This window comes from Cellulophaga baltica (assembly GCF_900102165.1).
Taxonomy (GTDB): Bacteria; Bacteroidota; Bacteroidia; order Flavobacteriales; family Flavobacteriaceae; genus Cellulophaga; species Cellulophaga baltica.
Window position 1 is genome coordinate 44,997 of record NZ_FNBD01000015.1, and the last position, 25,251, is coordinate 70,247.

13 protein-coding genes are annotated in these 25,251 nt (G+C 34.3%); 3 read left to right on the forward strand and 10 right to left on the reverse strand.

The window, feature by feature from the left end; translation table 11 throughout:
* Positions 1–152 precede the first annotated feature (152 nt).
* The 6 genes from BLQ19_RS18715 to BLQ19_RS18740 all read right to left on the reverse strand — a co-directional run bounded on the left by BLQ19_RS18715 (position 153) and on the right by BLQ19_RS18740 (position 11,003).
* Complete coding sequence (locus BLQ19_RS18715; RefSeq protein WP_074539346.1) at positions 153–848, reverse strand: Ig-like domain-containing protein; 696 nt, start codon at positions 846–848, stop codon at positions 153–155.
* Positions 848–4,192 carry an alpha-amylase family glycosyl hydrolase gene (locus tag BLQ19_RS18720; protein ID WP_074539347.1) on the reverse strand — a complete coding sequence of 1,115 codons (3,345 nt, stop codon included), beginning with the start codon at positions 4,190–4,192 and terminating at the stop codon, positions 848–850. Before BLQ19_RS18720 ends, BLQ19_RS18715 begins: the two co-directional genes overlap by 1 nt.
* A 51-nt stretch (positions 4,193–4,243) precedes the next feature.
* Complete coding sequence (locus BLQ19_RS18725) at positions 4,244–5,608, reverse strand: SusE domain-containing protein (protein ID WP_074539348.1); 1,365 nt, start codon at positions 5,606–5,608, stop codon at positions 4,244–4,246.
* Positions 5,609–5,627: 19 nt separating this feature from the next.
* Positions 5,628–7,166, reverse strand: a complete 1,539-nt coding sequence (locus tag BLQ19_RS18730; protein WP_074539349.1) for a RagB/SusD family nutrient uptake outer membrane protein — start codon at positions 7,164–7,166, stop codon at positions 5,628–5,630.
* A 3-nt stretch (positions 7,167–7,169) separates the two neighbouring features.
* On the reverse strand, positions 7,170–10,250 hold the full coding sequence (locus BLQ19_RS18735) for a SusC/RagA family TonB-linked outer membrane protein (RefSeq protein WP_074539350.1): 3,081 nt from the start codon (positions 10,248–10,250) through the stop codon (positions 7,170–7,172).
* 330 nt (positions 10,251–10,580) lie between these two features.
* Positions 10,581–11,003 (reverse strand): DUF2147 domain-containing protein, encoded by a 423-nt coding sequence (locus tag BLQ19_RS18740; RefSeq protein ID WP_024481414.1) that lies wholly within the window; start codon positions 11,001–11,003, stop codon positions 10,581–10,583.
* A 473-nt stretch (positions 11,004–11,476) separates the two neighbouring features.
* On the opposite strand from BLQ19_RS18740, the gene BLQ19_RS18745 reads away from it, so the two are divergent.
* Together BLQ19_RS18745 and BLQ19_RS18750 are read left to right on the forward strand one after the other, a co-directional pair.
* Positions 11,477–14,632 (forward strand): SusC/RagA family TonB-linked outer membrane protein, encoded by a 3,156-nt coding sequence (locus BLQ19_RS18745; protein WP_024481415.1) that lies wholly within the window; start codon positions 11,477–11,479, stop codon positions 14,630–14,632.
* Positions 14,633–14,644: 12 nt separating this feature from the next.
* A complete protein-coding gene (locus BLQ19_RS18750) occupies positions 14,645–16,093 on the forward strand; it encodes a SusD/RagB family nutrient-binding outer membrane lipoprotein (protein WP_024481416.1) in 1,449 nt (482 codons plus the stop codon).
* Positions 16,094–16,465: 372 nt separating this feature from the next.
* Here BLQ19_RS18750 and BLQ19_RS18760 read toward each other — a convergent pair whose 3' ends face one another.
* The 4 genes from BLQ19_RS18760 to BLQ19_RS18775 form a co-directional block, all read right to left on the reverse strand.
* Complete coding sequence (locus BLQ19_RS18760) at positions 16,466–18,037, reverse strand: carbohydrate binding domain-containing protein (RefSeq protein WP_074539351.1); 1,572 nt, start codon at positions 18,035–18,037, stop codon at positions 16,466–16,468.
* Positions 18,038–18,046: 9 nt separating this feature from the next.
* Positions 18,047–19,771, reverse strand: a complete 1,725-nt coding sequence (locus BLQ19_RS18765) for a RagB/SusD family nutrient uptake outer membrane protein (RefSeq protein WP_074539352.1) — start codon at positions 19,769–19,771, stop codon at positions 18,047–18,049.
* A gap of 10 nt (positions 19,772–19,781) precedes the next feature.
* On the reverse strand, positions 19,782–22,907 hold the full coding sequence (locus BLQ19_RS18770) for a SusC/RagA family TonB-linked outer membrane protein (RefSeq protein ID WP_074539353.1): 3,126 nt from the start codon (positions 22,905–22,907) through the stop codon (positions 19,782–19,784).
* A 336-nt stretch (positions 22,908–23,243) separates the two neighbouring features.
* On the reverse strand, positions 23,244–24,857 hold the full coding sequence (locus BLQ19_RS18775) for a tetratricopeptide repeat protein (protein WP_083332294.1): 1,614 nt from the start codon (positions 24,855–24,857) through the stop codon (positions 23,244–23,246).
* A gap of 143 nt (positions 24,858–25,000) precedes the next feature.
* Between BLQ19_RS18775 and BLQ19_RS18780 the strand changes: the two genes are divergently transcribed.
* A partial coding sequence (locus BLQ19_RS18780; protein WP_074539355.1) for a transposase occupies positions 25,001–25,251 on the forward strand: 251 nt, incomplete at its 3' end.

Consider the following 25,251-nt stretch of genomic DNA (forward strand, 5'->3'; position numbering starts at 1 on the left):
AGTAGGTTTAAAAATTAGAAGCTCTTCACCATAGTACATTCATTTGCGAATATAAGAAAACCCCAACCAAAATAATGTTATTTGATTAGGGTTTAGAACTAACTCAACTATTAGTATTCTTTTAAAATTTTATTTAAGAAATTTCAAATTTCTTAGTCTACTTTAAACTCAAAAATTGGAGATTTAGACGTATTACCCTGACTATCAAAAGCGATAACTTGCCAATAATAAATACTATCTGTTAGTGCTGTGGTATTCAAAGTCATAGAATTTGTCTCACCAATTAGGGTATTTGGAACATTGCTTTCATCCAACAATATGCGAAAAGAAACAATATCATCATCAATATCCTCTGCCATCCAACTTAATTGTATTGGTCCTGGAGTAATCGTTGAACCCATTTTTGGAAAAATAGCATTTGCAGGAAATGGAGGATAACTTTCTGCAGCCAATCCGGCATTGTAAAATCTCCAAGTGTCACTTTCTGAATTTTCATTGCTGCCGTTTGCTTTAGATATTACTGTCCACTCGTAGGGGGTACCTCTGAATATCGTGATTGGCAATTCATTCTGAGTTTCATTATAATTAACTATTTCTCCACTACTTAGATTCTTCAAATTAACGGTATAGCTATCCGTGTCTTCAGAATCGCTCCATTTGAAAACAACTCGACTCTCCGTTTCTGACAAGATTTCTCCTTCATTGCATTCTGCATTATTTTCAGGAAAAATAAGTGTTGCAGATGCTGGCACAGGAATTGAAGGCGCTTCCGAAGAGCTTCCTCCTCCACAGGAAGAACAAAAACTCGTCACAAACATGAGTAGTATATATTGAAAAGTATATTTCATTATTTGATAATTTTATAGTTTAAAACTTCATTATTTAAATTAACCTGCATAAAAAATATTCCTTTTGATAGCCTAGACACATTTAATTCAACAGCACTATTGATCACCGGATAGCTAGTATTTAATACTTGAATTCCATTAGATGAATACACGGTTATTGTTACCTCTTTAGCGTTTTTATTATTTAAATGGACATGCAAAACATCGTCGACTACAGGATTTGGATATATAGTTAAAGAAGTATGCAGCAGTATTGTTTCTTCATATACTCCTTGACAATCTTTATCTGTTCTCACGTGTATCACATTTTCAGAAGCCTCTAAATTAATTGTTACTTCGTTGCTATTGGTTGTGAACGTCTTCTTATTTACTGTAATATAGAAGGTATCTGCGCCTTTTAAACTCAAAGTAGCAGTAGTACCTTTAGCATTCATTTTAGACGAAACGGTCAAAGCATCTGGCTCGCCAATTACAACATCATAACATTGAGAATAATTTTCACCTTCAATACTTAAGCAAATTGTATAATTCCCTGCCGATAAATCCGTAAATAAGGTTGATGTACGAAATGCTTGACTACTTGTTGCGCCTCCTGATAGGGTCGCCGTATATTCATAATCTTCTAGCGCAGTTATAGCTATACTTCCATTGTTACTACTGCTACAGGTTTCATCACTTAATTTTATTTGAAAATTATTTGATGGCACTGTAAAAACCAGACAACCATTTACATTTACGGTTGATCCAAGTGGTGTATCAGGACAATTATCATCTGCATCTTGCACCCCATCATGATCTTGATCTGGTAAATTGTTATTGGGAAAAAGTGCCGTTGGCTTATCGCCAAATATTCTATATTCACCGGGAGCCAATGTAATTGTTGCCTGAGTATCTGTTACTACATATTTTAAATTTTCTTTCAAAAATTCATACCATATACCAGTTTCCTGAAATTCAGGAATAATAGATTGTGTCGTAACTCCGAAGTTACCTATAATGGTTACATATTTAATTTCTTCAGCCGTTGCACCTACTATTGACAGATGAAGTTTTTTTAATCCCGACGGATTATCAAAATCCAATTCAAAATCTGTCGTTTCAAAAATTGGTTCATTAATTTTTAAGTCGATTAGTTTAGTCCATGTTTCATATACTGCTTTTCTATTCTCATCAGCAAAATAGTCCCAACGAATGGGCTTATTTCCTACCCTACCGTTATCATCTATTGAAACATCGTAACCAAGCTCCCCAAATTGCCAAATCATTTTAGGTCCTGGAACTGTAAAAAAGAAAGCGCCTGCAGTTTGCATTCTGTTTAAGGCTGTTGGAATATCTTTCACATTGTAGGTACCATCAGAATTACCAAATTCTAAATTTTTGAACATCAAACGTTCCTCATCATGACTTTCCATAAAAGATACAGCTGATGGCTGCTTAAATCCTTTTTCGTTATAGGAAACTCCTGAGAAATTAGAGGTACTATTAAAGCCTAATGTAGCCTCGTTGTACGCTTCGGTCTGTTTATTCCAAAGTAGTATTCCTTTACCCTCATCCATACGGTAATCTGCCCATTGCTCTTCTTCTTCTATGGCTCCAAAATGCTCAAAAATGATATAAAAATCATCATCAGAAGCCCACTGGGTATCGGCATATTCTTGTAAAACCGTTACTCTATCTTGCTGAGTCATATTGGTGCAATTCTCGTCTGATGGTGTACAGTTTTGTGTAAAACCTTTAGTAAGGTCCCAGCGCATTCCATCAATTTTAAATTCCTCAATCCAATACGTAACAGTTCTATTTACATAATCTTTAGTAGCTTGACTTTGATGGTTAAAATCGTTAAAAACACTATAAGAATGTGTTGCTACTTGATTAAAAAATGGGTTATCCGCAGCTGCTTGTCCGCCACTACCACCATTATCTGTATTCCACATTCTATAGTACGGGTGTTGCCCTGAAGCATGGTTATACACCACATCTATAATAACTGCTATTCCTCTAGCATGGCATTCATCTATTAACGCTTTTAAGGCGTCTTTGGTGCCATAATATTTGTCTAAAGCCATATGAAAAGCTGGATTATACCCCCAACTTTCATTGCCATCATATTCATTAATAGGCATCAACTCAATAGCATTTACACCTAAATCTTGTAGATAATCTAATCTATTCTTAACGGCATCAAAATTGTGCAATTCATCAAAATCTCTAACTAATAATTCATAAATTACTAGATCGTCTTTCTTAGGCTTTACAAAGTTGGTATTCTGCCAATTATACTCTGGATCTCCAGTGCGTAAAACTGTGATTGCATCTGATTGTCCTACTGGATAATCTGGAATGTTTGGATACGTAACCTCATCAATAAACGCATCGTTTCCGTAGCCATCTAAAACTAAAGTAGAATAAGGATCTGCAATATTCAAATTAAACTCAACAAGGTATTGGTAAAGGTGATTGGCTTGAGGTGTTAAATTATTTAATTCAATCCAAAACCGATCTTTGTAGCTGTCTTTTTTTAATAAGTATTCATTTGAAATTTGCCAATCATTAAAATCTCCAATAAGGTGTACGAACTCTTTTCCGGGTGCATATAACACCAAGGTAGCCTTTGTAGGGTCGTTTGGGTTTAAATTAATCCCATCTACTAAATTGGCAGGCATTGGCAGCTCTTCTATCGTCGGGGATACTAAGGTGCTGAATGATGCCGATTTAGTCTCCGTATCACTCGTAACCTCTAAAATAAAGTTAGTATTTATAGAAACCATATAGCTATAGCTGTAATCTGTAATTTCGGCCTTTGTATCTACAGTGACTCCGTTTGCCTTTAAAACAAAGGTTGCCTTTAAAGAAGATGTAGCTTCAACCGATACATTGTCTCCAGAATTTACAATTGTTGTAGTTTCTGCTGGTGTAGAAAGCGTAAATTGGAATGTACCTACGTCAAAAATAAAGTCTTGCGTTTTTTTATCGCCATCCCCATTTTTTGCTTTTACAAGTATCCCTATTTTACCAATATTTGTTCTATTAAAAAAAGTAGTCGGTGTTAACACAAAGCTATAGGTACCATTGCCATTGTCTATAAGTTTTTGACTTTCATCAGAATTTACCCAACTGCCATTGGTAGGAGAATCTATAGTGCTGCCTCCATCAGTATCTAAAGACCATGCCCATATATACGCATCTGTTTCACCCCAAGTAGTTAGATTTAAATTGGAGACTGTTATTCTAATTTCTTCATCTTCCACAAAGGCTGTTGGAGAAATAGTATAAGTTACATTCTGTACTTGTGAAAAAATCAGTACAGAAAAAAATAAAAAAAAGAGTAGTAAAAGTTTTTTCATAGTGGGGTATTAAAAAAGGGTTACACCATGTGCAACCCTTTTAATTTTGTCTTATTCAATTACAATTGTAGGAGAAGCTTCATCTGAAAAATCTATAACAATTTTATACGTCCCTGCGGTTACATTTATATTGTTTTCATTTTCGGTATCTAATATTCCATCTAGCTCCAAATCACCGTAACTAAGATCCCATGTATCATTTGCTCTTACTTTAATTTGTCCGTCTACAAGCTCAATACTATCAATTGTCCATATACCAGGATTAGCAAAATCTGGCATAAACTTAGTATCTGGACCATCCCAACCATTTGGTGTAGCAGAACCAACTAAACCCCAAATTGTGGTTTCTTCTAAAGTATACGCTAGTGTATTAAAATTTACCGTTAATGAGTAAAAACCAGCTGTAACGGCAATATTATTATCTGCATCTGTGTCTAAAATTCCATCTAAATTACCATCACCATAACTGGTATCCCATGTATCATTCATCCTTAATTTTACCTCACCATCTATTAATTCTACGACTGCTTTAAAAGTGTCTGTTGTATAATCATACTCAAGCTTGGTATTAGGGCCGTCCCATCCGTTTGGTGCGGCACTACCAACTACACCCCAAAAATATTCTTCCATGGTGTAGGACTTATCACTTAAGTTAATAGTAACTTTAAACGTACCAGCTTCTACTATTACAATGTTATTGTTTTCATCAGCATCTAAAATTCCGTCTAAAGTAGCATCTCCTAGATCTCCACCCCAAGTATTGTTTTCTCTAAACTTAATTTCTCCAGCAATTAAATTAGCATATGAAATGATAATATTAGGATCTTCTGTAGTATAAAAAGGGATATCTGGAGTAGCTCCCCAATCATTAGCTGCAGACCCCACAATACCCCACGAAGATAACTCAACACCACTAGCAACCTCTACGTCTTCAGGCAATAGTACATTTAGCGCTGTTACCGTTGAAAAACTTTCTGGAGCATTCTCTCCGCCATCACCAATATAAGCTCTAACTCTAAAATACAAGCTGCCTGCATTTGGCACATCTGTAGTATTTGGGTCATTATCTAAACCTGCGGTAGTGGCCAATTCTAGCATTTCCGCTACTGTAATCCCCAAATTGTTTTCTGCTGTAGTTCCTAGAACAACTACCTCTGCGAAATCTTCTGTTATAGCGCCTTCTAAGTCGTAACTATTTGGGGTGGCTATCCCAAAGTCTGGAGAGTTCCAAACAAAGCGTTCTGCTATATTGTTCTTGGCATCTTCCGTTAATACATATTCAATTAAAAAAGTACTTGTGAAGGCTACATTTTCTGAAGGAACTTGTGCCGTATACACTAAATTATCGTCGTCTTCGCAAGAAGTGAATGCAAAGCTTGCTAAGATGAATAATCCTATAATTTTAATATTTTTCATAGTTATGGTTTTTGGTTATTTAATATCCAGGGTTTTGTTTTAAATTGAGATTAGCTTCAAGAGCCTGTAAGGGTATTGGAAACAATTTATAGTGCTCTGGAATTGAAGTGCCATTTAACACTCCACCCTTCCACGGCCATACGTAAGCGCTTCCTGTAAATTTCCCAAAACGAATTAAATCCGTTCTTCTATGACCTTCAAGATTTAATTCTCTAGCACGCTCATCCAGCATAAAATCTAGGGTTAAATCTGATGCTGCTATTGGTGCTGCATTAGCTCTTGTTCTTACCTGATTTACAAATCCTAAAGCTTCGCCTAAATTTTGAGAGGTTCTAACAGCACACTCCGCGTACATTAAATAAGCGTCTGCTAACCTAAATAATGGAAAATCTGTACTAGAAAATGTGGTTGGTGCTGTAGCGGCTGTTAAAGCGTTCGTATTTCTAAATTTAATTGGCGGATACCCATCTGTCCAAGTTTTATAATCGGTCATTTCATAAGAATGCCCTTCTTTAAAAAACAAACTAGCTCGCTCATCTGTAGTGGTATCTAAATCACCATACAAACCATACCAACCTTTAGATGCTCTATGACCACCCCAACCATCTGTTAATCCATAATCTTCTAAAGTCATAGTTTCTGAGCTACTACAACCATTGACTATATAGGTTGTATTACCATAACTCTGACTTGTAATTGCATCTGCAATTAAAGGAAATATTATTTCGGTTGACGTATTATTATCCCCAGAAAATACGCTAACAAAACTGTCTGCCAAGGTGTAACCTCCATTGGTAATCACACTACTAATTGCTGTAAGAGCATCTCCATATCTAGGAGTTCCTGTATATACTTCTGCATTGATATAAAGCTTAGCCAATAACATTTGCCCAACAGCTTTATTTGCTCTACCATAATCATTTGTATCTGGTAATGTTTCAACTATTTCTACCAACTCTGATTCTACATAAGCAAATAACTCCGCTCTCGTTGCCTCTGGTAACGGTGCTGAAGAACCAAAGTTTTCTTCTGTTGCCAGCACACCTTTTCCAAAGGTATCTATAAGATAATAATACGCTAGGGCTCTTAGAAAACGAACCTCTGAAATTACCTGTTCTTTATCTTCCGCATCTTCGTTATTTAAAACCGACAATAAATTATTACACTGTGGTATGGTATAATATATTCTATTGTACAAATACCTAAAAAACTTATTGTTTTCATCCCAATTAGTTGTTGTCGTGAGCTGATCTAAACCATCATCTCCCCATCTGTTCTTTATTCCATCTGCTGTAAAATCTTGAAGGTTTACAATACCTCTCAAAAATGGAGATTCGCCTGCATCATCACTAATATCTGAACTTTCTGGACCGTCTGGACCAGACAAAGCAAAAGAACCATACAACCTAGACACAATACCTTGTACTGCATTAGGGTCTCTATTTATTAGTTCTTCCAATGTCAGTTCTACTATTGGCTCTGTATCTAATTCATTTGTACACCCCATATTATTTAATAGGGTTAATCCTAGAAAAGCTATTATTATATTTTTTTTCATGTCCTAAAAATCTAAATTTAATCCTAAGGTGAATACTCTAGGTCTTGGGTAAAAATTATTATCTATTGCATTAAAATTCTCAGGGTCCTGTCCGCTATAATCACTTATAACAAAAAGATTATTTGCCGCACCGTAGATTCTTAATGAGGCATCTTTTAAGAAATTAGGGACCCTAAACCCGATTACAATATTCTCCATTCTTAAAAAAGAAGCATCTTCTAAGAAATAATCAGAGAAAGGAATATTTCCTTGAACATTAACAAATGATGTAGTTGCTGTATCAGAATTAAAATCTAATACATTACTCAAGCTATTACTGTTGTTTGGTATTGCTCTGTCTATCCAGCCAGAAGTTAACCTTCTTGCATTGTAAACTTGCCCGCCAATTTGCCCTCTAAAACTAGAACTAAGATCCCAGTTTTTATAGTTTAGATTAAGTCCAAAACCAAAAGTCCAATTTGGTCTTAAAGTCTCGTAATATCTATCATCATTATTTATAATATTGTCCCCATTAATATCTACAAACGCATTAGATATAGGATCTCCATTAAGGTCATACACTTGTTTAAACACCCATGCAGAATATGGTTGATAACCTACTGTGTGATAAGCTAAGCTAACGCCTGTTCCTGTTGGCAAACCAGATTCGCTTGCTGTTATTCTAGTAACATCTTTTAAACTAGTAACCTCAGACCTGTTATAGCCTACATTAGAATTAAATTCTAATCTAAAATTTTCTGTGGTAATAGGGTTAATATTTAAATTAACTTCAAAACCTTTGCTTTCCGTTTCACCCACGTTCTGAACAAAAGCATCAGATAATGCTTGTCCTGGTGGCACAGCAGTTTTTGCTAATAAGTCTTTCGTTTCTTTTTGGTAAAAATCTACAGAACCAGACATAATACCTTTAGCAAACAAATCAAAATCTAAACCAACATTATACGTCGTTGTTTTTTCCCAAGTTAAATCTGGATTAAAGGCTTTTGCTGAATATAAATTTACTCCCGCTAGATATTGACTCGTTGTAGAACCTATTTCAAAAAGAGGTGAAGATGGGTAGTAACCAACAGCCCCCGTAATATCTTGCTGCCCAGTTTTACCAGCACCCAATCTTAATTTTAGATCATTAATTGTATTGGAATTTGCTACAAAACCTGCTTTTCCAATTTTCCAAGCTACCGCTGCAGCCGGGAAGTACCCCCATCTGTTCTCTTTCGTAAATAATGAAGAACCATCTGCTCTAAAAGATAATGTTACTAAAAATTGATTTGCTAAATCTATGTTCGTTCTTCCAAAGAAAGATTGTAGGTTTAAAACATTAAAATACCTATTCGTAAGATTATTAGGGTCAATCAATTCTTCTCTTATCCCTGTTTCGTCATCATACCTAAATATTTTTTTAGTACCATCGTTTTCGAAGTTTTGATAAGAATAGCCACCTTGCACTTCAAATCTTTTTACAAAACTTTCAAATTCTTTGGTATAGACTAAATATGCGTCTAGTGTAGTATTGGTAATATCCTGATCTTCTGTATAATTTACACCTGGATTAAATACATAATTAGTATTTATATCTGTATCTGCATTATTAAATCTATATGTTGCTATTGAATTGTCTAAATATGTTTCCTCTATGTTAGCTTTAGACGCTTCTAACCCTAAATTAAGTACTGCTCTTAATTCCGGTAGGGCATGTAACTTATAATCTAATTCTAAACTCGCCAAAATACGAGCAACTTGTTCTGGTCGCTGTCTTTGTTTTAATAAGGCTAGAGGATTGCTTTGCCCATCTAATAATAATCTATTACCATCTACAATCGTATTTTGGTAAAAACCTCCAAAACGATTGTCTGCACTTGTATCTAGAACCGGTTTTGTGGGGTCCATGTTTATAGCACCTCCCAAAGCACCACCTTCATCTATAGCGTTTTTATCAGAAAAAAGTCCTTTTGCATTTAGACTTACTTTTAGATGATCATCTAAGAAAGCCGGAGTTAACTTAAGCGATAAAGTTACTCTTTCATAATCGTTAGTTTTCACTACTCCCCCAGTATTCGTATAACCTATAGAACCCCTAAAAGGTATCTTACCTCCTAAATTAGCTCTTGCACTAAAGTTTGTATTGGTAGAAATGGCTGTTCTGAAAATTTCATCTTGCCAATTGGTGTCCCCAATAATTCTTCCTTCTATAGCCGCCGTTAAGGGATTATCTGTTACCGTTGTGTTAGGATCATCTACTCCTAATAAATTTGTAAATGATGGATGGTATGTACTAATGAAATTTACGTATTGATCACTATCCATTACATCTATAGTACTAGCTACATTGCTTACAGATACATCTGATGTAAAATTAAATTTAACTTCTCCTGTTGTTCCTTTTTTAGTAGCTATAATAATTACACCATTCGATGCTCTAGAACCGTAAATAGCTGTTGCAGAAGCGTCTTTTAAAACACTAAAACTTTCTATATCATTTGGATTGATCAATGATAAAGGATTACCAACTCCGGCTGGATTTGTGTTATCTACAGGGATACCATCTATAACAATTAACGGACTGTTATTTGCAGATAAAGAAGAACCTCCTCTAATTCTGATATTAGGTGCTGCATCCGGCTGCCCACCGTTGGAGGTAATTCTCACCCCTGCCATTTTACCTGTCAATAACTGATCTGCAGAAACTACGGAACCTTGATTAAAGTCTTTTGAAGACAATACATCTACCGAACCTGTTAAATCTTCTTTTTTTGCACTACCGTAACCAATTAACACAACCTCTTCTAATAATTGTGTATCAGTTTCTAAAGAAACATTTAAGGTAGTACCGGCAATTTTTTCTTCAATACTCTTATAACCGATATAGGAAAATTGCAATATATCATTTTGGTTTGCTGAGATAGTATAATTACCATCAAAATCTGTAGAAACACCTTTTGTAGTTCCCTTCAAAATTATACTAACACCTGGCAACGGATCACCTGTTGTTTGATCTGTAACTAATCCAGAAATTTGTTCTTGAGATATAGCCCATAACGGTACGAATAGCATAATCAAAAAGAACTTGTAAAATCTTTTATTCATAATTTAGTTGAGTTTAATTTATACGCTAAAACTAAGCCCCCAAAAGCCTGATATCGCTTCATTCTATAAAATGACCCCACTTTTTTTGACATTTGACAAAAAAAGTGATGCTGAATTACGGTTCTGCTAACAATTAACCTTTTAATTATCAGCAACTTTATAAATCTATCTATTGGATAGTGTAAATCTGAAAGTGTAAAACACTGTTATAAAAGAAAATTTACACCATTATATCACCATAAATTTCATCCGTAGTGTCCTAAAAAATGCGCATAAAAAAAGCATCAAACTTTTCAGTTTGATGCTTTACCTAAATTGTAATGATGTTTACTATTGCACTCGTGTCCAATATTGTGTTCTTCCTAATAAAGAAAAACCGATAAAGCCACGCACTTTTAATTTATTTGTTTCTTCTAACGTGATATAACATTTATAGACTTTTCCAGATTCTGGATCCAAAATTGTTCCGTCTTCCCATTCGTCATCATCTTTCTCTAGGTCTTTAATAATTACCATACCCAAAATAGGTTTATCCTTATTGGCACCCGTACAAGCTTCACAAAGACGGTCTTGCCTTGACTTGTCTGTTATTTCTATAATTTTACCAAATACTTTTCCATTATCTGAGTAAATTTCTACCACAGATCTCACCTTGCCAGTTTCATCATCAATAGTTTGCCATTTACCAGTAACACTTTGTGCATGCAAAGTGACATTAAGCATTAAAAAAATTGAGGCTATTAAAAATTTCATATGATTGTTTTTTTATTTAAAAATACAGAAAGGATATGAAATCGCATAATAAATATCCAGATTAAAAATTTGACTTCATTAAAATTAAAAATTATGGGAATATACTTTTTTATGACCCCTTGGACTAGCTTCAACTAATCACATAATTAAGATGCTGTTTATAGCACTTTATTATTTACTATTTAATAAAACATTTTATAGTTTATGATAAAAGCCTATTAAGAAACAATAACCACATTTTTTTAACAGCATTAAACATCTTCTAACAAATATTTAATTTTAACAAATTTAATTCAACAATAAATATCAATAGATAAATTAATGATAATATTTAACTTAATATATTATTAATATTGTAATTAATTCATTGATAATTATCAAGTGCTTAAAAATCTACAAACTACCATATACTTTATTGTTTTCTTAACATTTTATTTACATTTTTAGCTTCTACTAACTCAAAATAGATAAGTATGAAGACAAAGTTTCGTGGAATTTTGACGCTACTACTAGCGTTTGTCGTGCAACAAACATTTGCACAAGAAAAGATTATCTCAGGTACTGTATCAGACAATTCTGGTATCCCCCTCCCTGCTGCCTCAGTAGTAATTAAAGGCAGTTCCTCCGGCACATCTACAGATTTTGATGGAAAGTACTCCTTACAAGTGAATATTGGAGACATTGTTCTATTCAGTTATGTGGGATGCACTTCTTCTGAAGTAGCCGTTGGAGCAGCGAACACAATAGATGTTACTTTAGCGGAAGATGCTTCTTTACTTGATGAAGTTGTAGTAACCGGATTAGGCATTAAAAGAGATAAAAAATCTATAGGTTACTCACAACAATCTGTATCAGGAGAAGAACTACAAAAAGGAAGACAAACAGACATTAACAATGCACTAGCTGGAAGAGTTTCAGGGGTACAAGTTGTTGGTAATTCATCTTCTACATTTGGTAATTCCGAAATCAAACTGAGAGGTGAAACAGGTGCTTTGTATGTAGTTGACGGTGTTCAAGTTTATTCAATTAGCGATATAAATATGGAAAGTGTTTCAGATATGTCTGTATTAAAAGGAGCTTCGGCAACAGCTATATATGGTCCAGATGGTCGAAATGGGGTTATTATTATCACTACCAAAAAAGGGAAATCCGGAAAAGCTACATTTACAATTGACCAGACGACAATGGTGAATAGAGTAACTACATTACCTGACTATCAAAATGAATATGGAGGTGGATATAGTCAAACATTCAATACTTTTTCATATGATCCAAGCGTTGATCCTGCCTCATGGGCCGGATTTGATGGAGATTTATATCCAGATTATTATGCTGATGAATCTTGGGGTCCTAAATTAGAAGGTCAATTGGTACGCCATTGGGATTCTTGGTTAGAGGGAACAGATTATTTTGGCGAATCACGAGAATGGTCACCAACTACCAGTGATGTTGATGATTTTTATAATACTGGCGTAACTTCAAATACTGCTTTTACATTTGCTAAAGGAGGAGATGATTATGATATTAGAACTTCATTATCTGTCATTGATCAAAGTGGAATTATTCCTAATTCTAGCCAAAAAACAGTTAATGCTTCCATTAATGTTGGGTACAACATTAGTGATAAACTGTCTATACAAGGTGTATTTAATTATCAAGACAGAACGACATCGAACAATCCTGATGAAACCTATGGCAATTTAGGTTCTAATATGAACCAATGGTGGCAAAGACAATTAGACTTAGATAGACTAAAAAACTATGAACAAAATGGTACAGTATTATCATGGAATATAGGAGGTCCTAGAGATTTCGGACCTTTATATTGGGATTCTCCATACTTTCAAACCAACGAAAACTTAAGAAATGATGATAAAAATAGTGCTTTTGGAAAAATAGGTATTACGTACAAATTTAATGAAAAATTCACCGTATTAGGTGAGGTCAGAAGTACTTTCAACTCTTACATTGGTAATGATAGAGGTACTACAAAAAGCACCGTAGAGACCCCTTTTTATGAGGAATACCAATATAGAAATAATAAAGAACAATATTTTGGCATGGCAACCTATACGGATGAATATGCAGATGGTAATCTAGATTTAAATGTGAGTTTAGGTGGTGACATTGTATCTAACGATTACAATTACATATTTGCAACAACAAATGGCGGCCTATCAATACCAGGCTTTTATAACTTATCAGGATCCGTTGATGCCGCTACTACTTCTACAGAAATTGAGCAAAGTAAAACTAGAGGTGCATTTTTAAAAACATCCCTTGGATACAGAAGTATGCTTTATTTGGATGCTTCATATAGATATGATTGGTCTTCTACAGCATCTGCAGACAACAATAGAGTAGAAACATTTGGTGTGTCAACAAGTATATTAGCACATAAGCTTTTACCCGTAAATGATATTCTAACATTTGCAAAATTTAGAGCTGGTTATGCTAGCGCACCTTATTTTCCAGACCCATACTTAATTGCAAGTGTTTACGAACCTGGAGATTTATACCAAGGTTACGGAACTTTATCTGTACCCGATACTCAAAGTAATTTTAATTTAGTTGGAGGTACAAGAACTGAATTTGAAGTTGGTGCCGAATTCAGATTTGTTAAAAATAGAATTGGACTAGATGTAACTTATTTTAATAGGATTGATGAAGATATCCCCACAGAAGTCTCATTAGATGGTTCAACTGGATATACAGATATTACAGTAAATTCAGGGAAAACAACTTCAAATGGTTTAGAACTGGCACTAAGCGGAACCATAATTAAAGGAGATAATTTCTCATGGGATTTAAGTGTAAATATTGGAACACTTAAGAAAGTGGTAAATGAAATATTTCCAGGTGTAGAATCCTATGATATTAGTACATACGGAAACGTAAGTCTACAAGCTCGTGTTGGTGAAGAATATGGATTATTTTACGGCGATGGATTTGCAAGGCATACTGATGGCAGCATTATTTTCACTGGTACTGACTCTGATAGTTTTGCCCTTGAGAATAACAAAAACCTTGGAAGTTTATTACCTGATTTCACAGGTGGTTTATCTACAACGTTTAAATACAAAAACCTTGATTTATACTTAGGTCTTGATGGTCAAAAAGGTGGTTTATACTATTCTAGAACAGAAAGATATTTTGCTGGTTCTGGTCTTGCAAGCTACACAGCAGGCGAGAATGATTTAGGAAATCCCTTGAGAGATGAAGTAGATTCAGGTGGAGGGGTTCATATTGTTGGTGTTTTACAAACAGGAACAGATGGTGATGGAAATCCAATTTCTGATGGTACTATAGTTGATAAGTATGTAGATGCAAAAGATTATTTTGCCTCAGGAAATCTTGGTAACGTATACGAAAACAACGTTCATGATGCCGATTACCTTAAACTTAGAACTGTTAAATTAACCTATACTTTTAAGAAGCCTTTGGTTAATAAACTTGGATTAGATGATGTACAAATTTCTTTATTAGGTAACAATGTTTGGCTAATTTATTCTGATCTACCTTGGATTGATCCTTCAGAATTAGAAAAAAGAAATGGTGTTAACTGGGCCGAAAGCGGTACGCTCCCTATGACTAGCTCTTATGGGGTTAACTTAAAATTAACATTTTAAAACACAACAAAAATGAAGAAAATATATAAAAACATACTACTATTGGTTAGCATTACAGCCATATTTAATTCTTGTGAAACTGTCGATTTTGGCGATATTAATGAGGATCCTAACGGACCAACGTCAGCTGTAACTTCACAATTGCTTACTGAAGCTCAAAAAGATATCTCTACAATAACAACTAGTGATACGGGCATACTTTATATGCAACATCTGACAGAAGGCCAATACCCTGGAGATTCAAGATATGGAACCCTAACTTTTAGTTATGATAATTATTATACTGGAGCAATTCAAAACTTGAATCAAATAATTTCTTTAAATGAAGATGAATCCACAATGGAAGAAGCTTCTGCTTATGGTGATAATAACAACCAAATTGCAACTGCAAAGCTTGTCAGAGCATTTATTTTACATTTTATGACAGACAGTTGGGGAGGTTTACCATGGGAAGGAGCATTTCAAGGTATTGATAATGCACAACCAACATTTCAAACTCAAGAAGAATTGTATACTATTCTTTTTGACGAAATAGAGGAATCCTTGGCTTTAATAGATGAAACAGCTTCAGGACCACATGGAGATCTTATGTTCAGCGGAGATATGAGTAGATGGATTATTTTTGCTAATTCATTAAAAATGACTGCGGCATTAAGACTTTCTGATGTAAATGCAACCCTAGCTCAAACTAAATTTGAAGAAGTAATTGTTTCAGGTAATTACATAAAAAGCAATGAAGATAATATTGAATTTAATTATGCCTCAGATGATGCTAGTGATAGTCCATGGCAAGACAGATTTGAAACAAGAGAAGATTATATTTTATCGGATGAAATGGCTGAATCTCTAAGAACTAATTTAGATCCAAGACTTTTTAAATATGCAGAACCTTCTACAGATTCTATTGTTAGTTCACCTGCATGGCCTGATGAATCTGATGCAGCTTACGTTGGCGCTCCTGACGGTGCAGTGAATGGAAATACCGTAGATTATTCATTTCCTACCGCTACAATTATTTACGACCCAGTGTATCCTACTCCCGTTTATACTGCAGCACAAACTAAATTTTCTATGGCAGAAGCAGCTTTAAGAGGTTGGTCTGTTGGTACTAACGCTGAAAGTTTATTTGAAGAAGCTATTACGCTATCCATGGAATATTGGAAAGTTGAAAGCGCTGATATAACAGCATATTTAAGTACTCACACAAGCGCAACAATGGAAGATATAGCTTATGAAAAATGGGTTGCTTTATATCTAAATGGGCCTGAAGCTTGGGCTGAATGGAGAAGACTTGACGCCCCTACCTTAACCCCTTCAGAATATGCAAATGATGCTAGAATTCCTGTTAGGTACGCTTATGATTCTTCGGTAGAAGATAATAACAAAACTAATTATGATGCAATAATAGCAATACAGGGTTTAGACAATTTACACACAAAACTTTGGTGGGATGTCAATTAAATAAAATCCCATCCTAAATAATCGATAAAAATTATTAAAGGATTAAATTTAAAGCTTAATGATCTAGTATCATTAAGCTTTTTTTGATTTGAAGTAATTCTAGAATTGGACAAGGGTGGTCTAATTTGGTGGTAAATACCAGCAACTTCATTTACTTCTTTTTGTATGATTTCCAGGCTGTTTTTATATGTGTCACTATTAGAAAGAGGTGTCAAATGCTCCTTTATAAACTTTCTAAAAGAAAAGTATAGTAGAAAACTTTTAATAATTTAAAACCCTGATAAAAAAAAGGTTTGGAAGCTGTTCTGCTAAAATAAAAAAAGGTGCTTAGAAAATTCTAAACACCTTTTTCACTACTCAACTAACTAATTATTATGGTCTAATTTCAACTTCTGCAACGCTGATATTATCCATGTAAAATTTTAAAGTTTGACCATTGCCAACATTATAACCGCGAATAACAAAATTTACATCTTCGTCTGCTCCTGGCGTAATAAAGGCCGAAGTGTACACCCATTCATTCACAGGAAAATCTTCTGTAAAAAATGTAGTTGCTGCTTCAAAACCAAAGCTTCTAGGGTAAAATCTTAAATCTGACACAAAGTTACCACTGGTTGGGTAAGGAGCTGTAAAGAAAGGGCCATCAATATAAATCCACACCCCTACTTCATATGTGGTACCTGCTACCAAAGAAACTATTGCATTTTCACCAAGCATATCTGTATGGCTTATTACCATACCACCTTCAGGTCTAAATTCTACATAGGCACTTTTACTCCCATCTTGACTTACAACAGAGGATAAACTAAAGTCATATTCACCCCAGTTTCCACCCCAAAATTGATAAGGCCAATTGGTATTGGTTGTATTCTCAAAACTATAATCATAATTGCTATTCTCTAGCATATTTACGGTGTTGAATACAAGTGCCTCATCTGTAAAAGATGTGGCCGCTACAGCATCTAGAGTGCTTAATTCGCCCGCCGTATAAGAAACCATGACCTTATCATTATTATACACTCTTTCTCCTTCTAATTCCAATAAAAGAATATTTTCATCTACAGGATCTGTTGTAATTGATGCAATTTGTGGAGAAATTATAGCTCCACCTGCTGTTTCAATTGAAATAGAAAAGTCTGTTTTAGCTGCAGTTGCTGCATCCATATCTCTACTAAATTCCAAAGCAACTTTACCATCTTTATCAGAGACCGCGTCTAGAATAACAGGATCGGTAGACGGTATTACTTTTATAAAGTTTTTAATTGAAATGGTATCACCGCCAAAAGGTCTACTTCTTGAAGCAATAAATTCTAAATCATGAACACCTACTTTACTATACCTTACATCTGCATCTCCCTCTGGATTTTGCAATGTGTTTGGCTTAGCATTAGGTAAGTTCCAAATAAAATTGATTGGATCACCTTCTGCGGTATAGCTCAATCTAATATAGTTACTTGCTGTAATTACATTTTCTGCATTATCAACTAATGATAATTCTGCTCCTAGAGAGCCATCAGCATTGACATAATTTGCCTGAATCTGTGCCGTTACATCTCCTAAAACCGTCACTACAATAGTCGTGTCTAATTCCGCAGAGCCACTAGGTGTTGTACGCTCATCTGCATAGGCTTCATTTGCAAATGTTTGTTTCAGCGTTACATTATGCACTCCTACTTTACTAAATGTAGCTTTCACTACAGCTTCAGAAGAAGTAGATACATCTGCAACACCCTCAGGAAACGTCCAAGTACGAGATACAACACCCGATGAAATATCACCGAAATCTATATGCCCACCTACATTAATCTTATTTTCGAAATTCATTTCTGAAGTTACAATAGCCCTATGGCTCGCTTCAGTAAGCTTTACCTCATCTTCTTCTGTACAGGCATAAAATGCTAGTAATGAAACAATGGCAAAGCCAAATAATTTTATTTTTTTCATAATAGTATATTATAAATTATCATTAGTCTGTACTTCCTGAGTTGGTATCGGGAAATAATTATGCTTTGCTGGGTTATAATTTGCCGCAGCTAAAACAAAGTCGGGACGTATTCTTTCAATTATATATAAAGGAGCTACTCCGCCATCACTTACTTTAAGTACTGATTCTTTATTTGCTTCTCTCCAAATTTCATCTGCTCTTAAATCATCAAAAACTTCTTGAACAATACCCCAACGCACTAAATCTTTCCATCTATGACCTTCAAAACATAATTCTATAGGACGCTCCACACGTTGTAAATGTTTCATTACTGTTTCTGAGGAAGCCGCTACCATTGGAAAGTCTCCATGCACTTGCTTACTGACATGTAATTGCGGAAACATACCTGCATTATCGGCCATATACTGGCGAAGTGTAACCACACCTGCTCTACTTCTTACCATATCGATATAATCAATGGCAGTTTCATAATCATTATTAGCTTCTATAACTGCTTCTGCATACATCAATAAAACATCAGCATATCTAATATGTCTGAAATTAATACCTGATCTACTCTGTGCAGGTTCTGATTCTAAATGATACCAGTTTGAATGTTTTTTCACGTAAGCACTCTGTCCGAAGGCAAAACCACGAATAGCAGAATATTCTTGCTGATAGTATAAGCCTTCTCCATTTCTGGTAGCGATGGTAGCGGTCATTCTTTTAGATTCGCTATTACCACCATTCATGGCATTGCTTGGATCTACTTGATCATTAACCAACATTTCATGTAAATTGTAACTAGGTAATATGGTATTGAACCCTCCATAATTTAATTGACCAACGGCAGTAGCCATCGTAGTAGACTCTGCTCCTGTTTCATTAGAGTTATCATCTACAACAGCTCCAGGAACTCCAGGGCTTAAATCAAACGAATAGTTTACTTCAAAAATAGATTCTGAGTTAAACTCATTTTCATGTTGAAAATTATCAGAAATATTTGCAGTTAAACTATACACGTTTGATTGGATCACATCATTAAATTCTGATGCCGCCTTAGAAAAATCTTTATCAAATAAATATGCTTTTCCTAAAAGGCTTTTTGCCGCTCCCCATGTTGCTCTACCTATATTCTTAGCATCCCAAGTTTGCGGTAAATTATCTTTTGCAAAAATTAGGTCTGGAAAAATTACAGCGCTATTAACTTCTGCTATAGAAGAAAATGGTTTAGATAACTCTTCTTTTGTTTCTGCTACACTCGTATGAATTACAGCACCTCCATAATTATGAGCTAATTGAAAATAAAAGAAAGCTCTTAAAAACTTTGCCTGTGCTTCTATTTGCAGTTTAGCATCCTCACTAAAAATAGCACTGTCTGCAGTTTGGATATTTTGAATTACTTGATTGGCTCTAAAAATACCGACATACAATTGGTCCCATTTATCGGTTACGTGGTACGTACCATCATTATAGGTCAAATTTCTAAAAGCTGCAGGTCTATACCAAGATTCCGTTCCTGCTATATCTCCTAAAATCATTTCATACTGCAACTCTCCACCACTTATATCTTGAAACTGCAATGCTCCATATACTGAAGAAAGTGCACTAGTATATTGCTGTTCCGATTCCCAAAAAGTATCTGGTGTTATTGCATTAGGATTTATCTCCTCTAAAAAAGAATCCTCGTTACATCCAAAAAGCAATAGCGTGCCTATAAGGATGATATATATTTTATATTTAATTATTTTCATATTTCTAGCTTTAAAAACTTAATTGAACACCTAACATAAATTGTCTTGTAACAGGGTAGTTACCTCTATCTACACCTCTTGTGAAAATACCATCTCCTCCAACTTCAGGATCGTATCCAGTATAATTTGTAAATGTAAATGGGTTTACGGAAGTTAAATACAACCTTACTTTTTCAATTCCTGAGGTCTCTGTAATTCCAGGAATAGTATAGCCCAGTGTTAGTGTTCTAATTCTAAAATAAGTACCATCTTCCAAGAAATAATCAGATCTAGCTCTTACATTATTATGAAAGGCATTTTGTCTATCTGTTGGGATATCTGAATCTGGATTTTGAGGGGTCCACATAGAATACAAATCTTTGTGTCTACCACCACCATAAGCGTATAATTTTGCTCCGTTATAGATTTCTGCGCCATAAGAGAAATAGGTTTGTGCATAAAAATCAAAACCTTTGTAGTCTAAACTAAGATTTAAACCTGCTTCAAAATCTGCTTGACCAGAACCCGAATAAACTCGGTCATTATCATCAATTTCACCATCTGCTTGATCTGCAATACCATCGTTATCAGAATCTATTGTCAATTGATCAATCATCATTAAATCTCCCAATTGAGCACCACCATCAATAAGCTTGTAGGCATCTAATTGTTCTTGAGTTTTGATCACTCCATCATTTTGCACTAAGAAAAAAGCACCTGCTTCATATCCTTCTGCTAAAAATGTAGTATAATCAACATTCGTTCCCTGAGACACAATTGGTCTACCATTAGCATACCCACGTTCCACTCCGTTTAAATCTAACACCTCATTCTTATTTTTAGTAAATGTTCCTGAGATTGTATATTTAAAATCGTCTCCAATTCTGTCTTTATAACTTGCTGCTATTTCAAGACCTTTATTCACCATGTTCCCTGCATTTACAGTTCTAACACTATAAATACTTGCTGCCCTTGGTTGGTAGGTACCAGAAGAGGCTGGTAACCTTTCTTGCAATAACATATCTTCCTTATTATTCTCATAAACATCTGCAGTTATGCTTAGCTTATTTTGAAACATACTTAAATCAATACCAATGTTTTTAGAGATTGTCGTTTCCCATTTTAAATCGCTATTAGCATATCTACGTTGAATGTTTCCAAAACCTAGTTCTTCATTAGGACCAAATGGATAATTAACACCAGATTCTATAATAGGAATGGCTGAGTATGCCGCTCCTGTATTTTGATTTCCTAGTTCTGCCCAACTAGCTCTAATTTTTAAAGAATTAACGCTAGTGATATTTTTGAAAAAATTCTCTTCGCTTATATTCCAACCAATAGAAACACTCGGGAAAGATCCGTATCTGTTATCTTTTGTGAAATTCGAAGAACCATCATGTCTGATACTGGCAGAAAACAAATACTTTTCGTCAAAGTTATATTGTAATCTAGCTAGTTTCCCGGCAAGAGTACTATTTACATTAATACTACTTGGTTTAATGCCTTCTGCACCAGAACCTAAAGTTTGTAAATCGTTACTTGCATCTTCACTATAAATTACACCAACTCCTAATGCTCTTGAATTAAACTCTTCATAAGAGATTACTCCTGTAAAGTTGAAATTGTGCTTATTAAAACTTTTATCATAGGTTACAATATTTTCTATTGTTTCTCTTTTAGAAAACGTATAATCTTCATTCAAAGAAGCTTGTACATTAGAGGCGGTAGCATTAAGTACTCCTTGATTTGTAAATGCTAAATATTGTGGTTTGAAAAATTTTCTGAAGTAATTATAACTATTTCTCCCTAAGTTAATTTTATACTTTAACCCATCAATAATTTCATATTCTAAGCTTAAAGCTATGTTGTCAGACTTTACTTCACGTTCATCTACATTATCTAATTGGCGTGATAAAAAGCTAAAAAGTATGTCATTATCAACATCCAACTCTACAGAATTTTGCCCTACAGAAGGAATATCCTTTAAAGGTTTGTTCCACGGTGCTTGTGCTATGGCATATTCATAAAGTGCAAAAGGCTCTTGATCTCTGTTTTCAACAGAATATCCCATTGAAGCAAAAGCTTTAAATTTTCCTTTTGTGAACTGGCCTGTAAATCTATTTGTTAAACGATTGAAACCAGAATTAATTAAAACCCCTTCTTGCTTAAAGTAGTTGGTATTAAAATTTAAGGTTAAATTTTCAACACCTCCAGATATATTTACATCTAAATTTTGAATAACAGCATTATCATTCTGTACTTCTTCAACAAAATTAGAATCGTAGTCTAGAACATTTGCATTTAAGAAAAATGTTAATGGTTCTGTACCTAATAATTCTGTTTTTTGCTCTAGCTCGTAAAGCTGTTCTGTAGTATTCATTAAAGGAGTACCCGAAGTAATATTCTGAATCCCTGTATAGGTAGAGATATCTATTTTCATTTTACCCGCTTTTCCTTTTTTGGTGGTAATTAAAATAACACCATTAGATGCTCTCACCCCATAAACTGCTGCCGATGCACCATCTTTTAAAATGTCAATAGATTCAATTTGCTCAGGTGCTATATTAGGGTTACCATCAAAAGGAATACCATCTACAACATATAATGGACCTAAACCACCAGAACTAATAGAACCTAAACCTCTAATTTGTACGTTGGCTGATTCTCCTGGTCTACCACTTCCTGCCTGGATATTTACCCCTGCTACTTTTCCTTGTAGCGCCGTACCTAAATCTGAAGTTGCCGTTTTTACAATAGTCTCAGAACTAACATTGGCTACAGAACCCGTAATCTCTTTCTTTTTCTGTGTTCCATACCCTACGACTACTACTTCATTTAAGAGCTCTGTGTCTTCAATTAACACTATTCTTACATTTGAGGAAGCTCCGACCGTGACTTTTTGTGTCTTAAAACCGATGGAAGAAAACACTAAAACCTCACCTTTAGATGCATTAATTGCAAAATTTCCGTCAAAATCTGCCACAGAACCTTCTTTAGTTCCCTGCTTAAGAATAGATACTCCTGGCACTGGAGTTCCTTGCTCATCTATTACCGTTCCCGTAATAGCACCTTGGGCGTAACCTTGCTGTACCACCAAGATCATTAATAGAGAGAATACTGAAAGTATTCGCCTCCATAGTTTGTCTTTTTTCTTCATAAATTTGTTTGAGTTAATTAGTATTAAACAAGTTTTGGTGAGTTATTTTTAATAAATTCTTATTTACAAATAGATATATTCATTAAACAATAAATTTATTGGCACTAAATTATTAATTTAATATTGTCACCCACCCTAAATAGACTCGACAAAAACTGAACAAAAGACAAAAAGATTAGCCATTTACCTATGTTTTAAGTGAAACCAAACACAACTAGACAATTTTATCTTACCTATTTAAAAGAAAAACACTGAAATTTTATTGTACCCTTTAAAAAGGAAAATTGCATTTAAAAAGCTGCATTCCAGTAGCATATGAAGGCAGTTTTTCCAGACTCAAAAACTAGCTATGAACTCGGTAAGATTATCGTTGCGTTCTAGGTTTAGCTTTTTTCTTAAACGATAACGAGAAGTATGAACACTTTCTATAGAGATCCCTAATAAAGAAGACATTTCTTTACTGGAAAAATTGAGTTTGACTAGTGCGCATAATTTCAGATCTGTCTGACTTAAAGAAGGATAAGTATCTTTTAGATTTTTATAAAAACTTTGGTTAATTGCCGTAAACCTAGCTTCAAACTCTTTCCAATTACTATTAGGACTCCCCTGTGCAGAACTAATGATTCTATTGATTGCAGGTACATCAAGGTTTTCCTTACTCTTTCCTATAGTATCCTTCATTTTCTTAATAAACTCTTCTTTCTCTATTAATTGCAATGCAGAAGAGGTTAGCTCATTATTTTTCAGTTCTAAGATTTCATTTGCTTTTTGCAGTTCCACCGCTCTTTTTTCTTCAAGAGATTTTTTCTCCAAGCTATGCTTACGCCGAATATTCCTAATCAAAAGAAAACTTAAAATTAAAATTGAAAATATCACTACAACCAAAAGCCATGACTTTAGCGTCCAAAGCTTTTCTTCATTTTCTAAGTTGGCTATATGCTGCTCTTTTATAAGCTCTTTCTCTTTTTCTTTTTGAATTCTATAACGGTCATTAATTTCAAAAAGATGCTGATTGTTTTTACTTTGCCTGCCGAAAATAGATTTATCCAATTGGCTTGCTGCCTCTAAATGAAGAAATGCACTTTTATAATCTTTTGCATTCTTACTGATTAACGCCAACGCTTCCTGGTCCATTAATTTGTAGTTGGAATGATTGGTATGCTCTTCGGTCAGTGCCAATGAGGTTTTAAAATACTTTTTACTAGTGATCATATCTCCCATCATGTAATAAACCTCACCCAATAAATAATTAATAATAATAAGGTAAGATGGGTTTTCTTTTTCAAAAACAGCTTTGGCGTTATTCAATCGGTTAATAGCCAAATCATACTCCATATCAATAGCATCTTGGTATCCAATTTCAGCATCCAAATAACTAGATTTTGTTTGAAATTTTTTCTGGATAATGACACTACTATCAATGTATTTTCGAGCCATTACATTATTACCGTTGGTTCTAAACAAATTAATTAATGAGAAATAATCAGAAAGTAGGTAATATTCTTTTAATTCGTCTTTAGCAATAAGTTCTCTTTTGAGCTGTATGGAATGGTTAAAATATTTTATAGCTTCGTTATCTCTTCGATAAAATAAATACAACCAACCTAGCGCTTGATAAATTTCAGCGCGTGCAAAATTATCGTTAATTTTTTCTGACAACAACAAAGCATCCCAGTACCCATCATAAGCATTTCCATAGTCCAAACTATGCGCATACAAATTAGATAATTCATATAAACTTTTTATTAAATGGGTCGTGTCTTTAGCACTCCTATTATAGGATATACTTTTCTTATATAAAACAATAGCGCTATCTGTATCTGTGTCCTTTAATAGTTCTGCTTTTTCAAAATATGAATCGGACTTCACTCCATTTTGAGCGTTAAGCGTAAAACCAAAACCATTTAAAACACTAACAACTATCAGTATTGGAAAATAGCTTTTCTTCATTTTGAGGAGATAATTCATCATAATATACCTGCTGATCGAAATTTTAGATTCAAAAATTGATTGAATATATGCAATTGTAGGCTTCCCTAAAAATAGGACAGTTTATAATTCGAATTTACTAACTTTAAATTCAAACTGTCACAATGAAAAACAGCAAATTTAGCGAGAGCCAGATTATTAAAGCTCTTAAGGAAAATGAACAAGGAAGATCCGTAGGTGATTTATCTAGAGAATTAGGAATTGACAAAAGCACTTTCTACTATTGGAGAAAGAAGTACGGCGGTATGGAACAACAGCAGCTTAAACGTTTAAAAGAACTTGAAGAAGAGAACAATAAACTTAAACAGATGTATGCTGATGTGAGTCTTGATAATAAGATGCTTAAAGACGTATT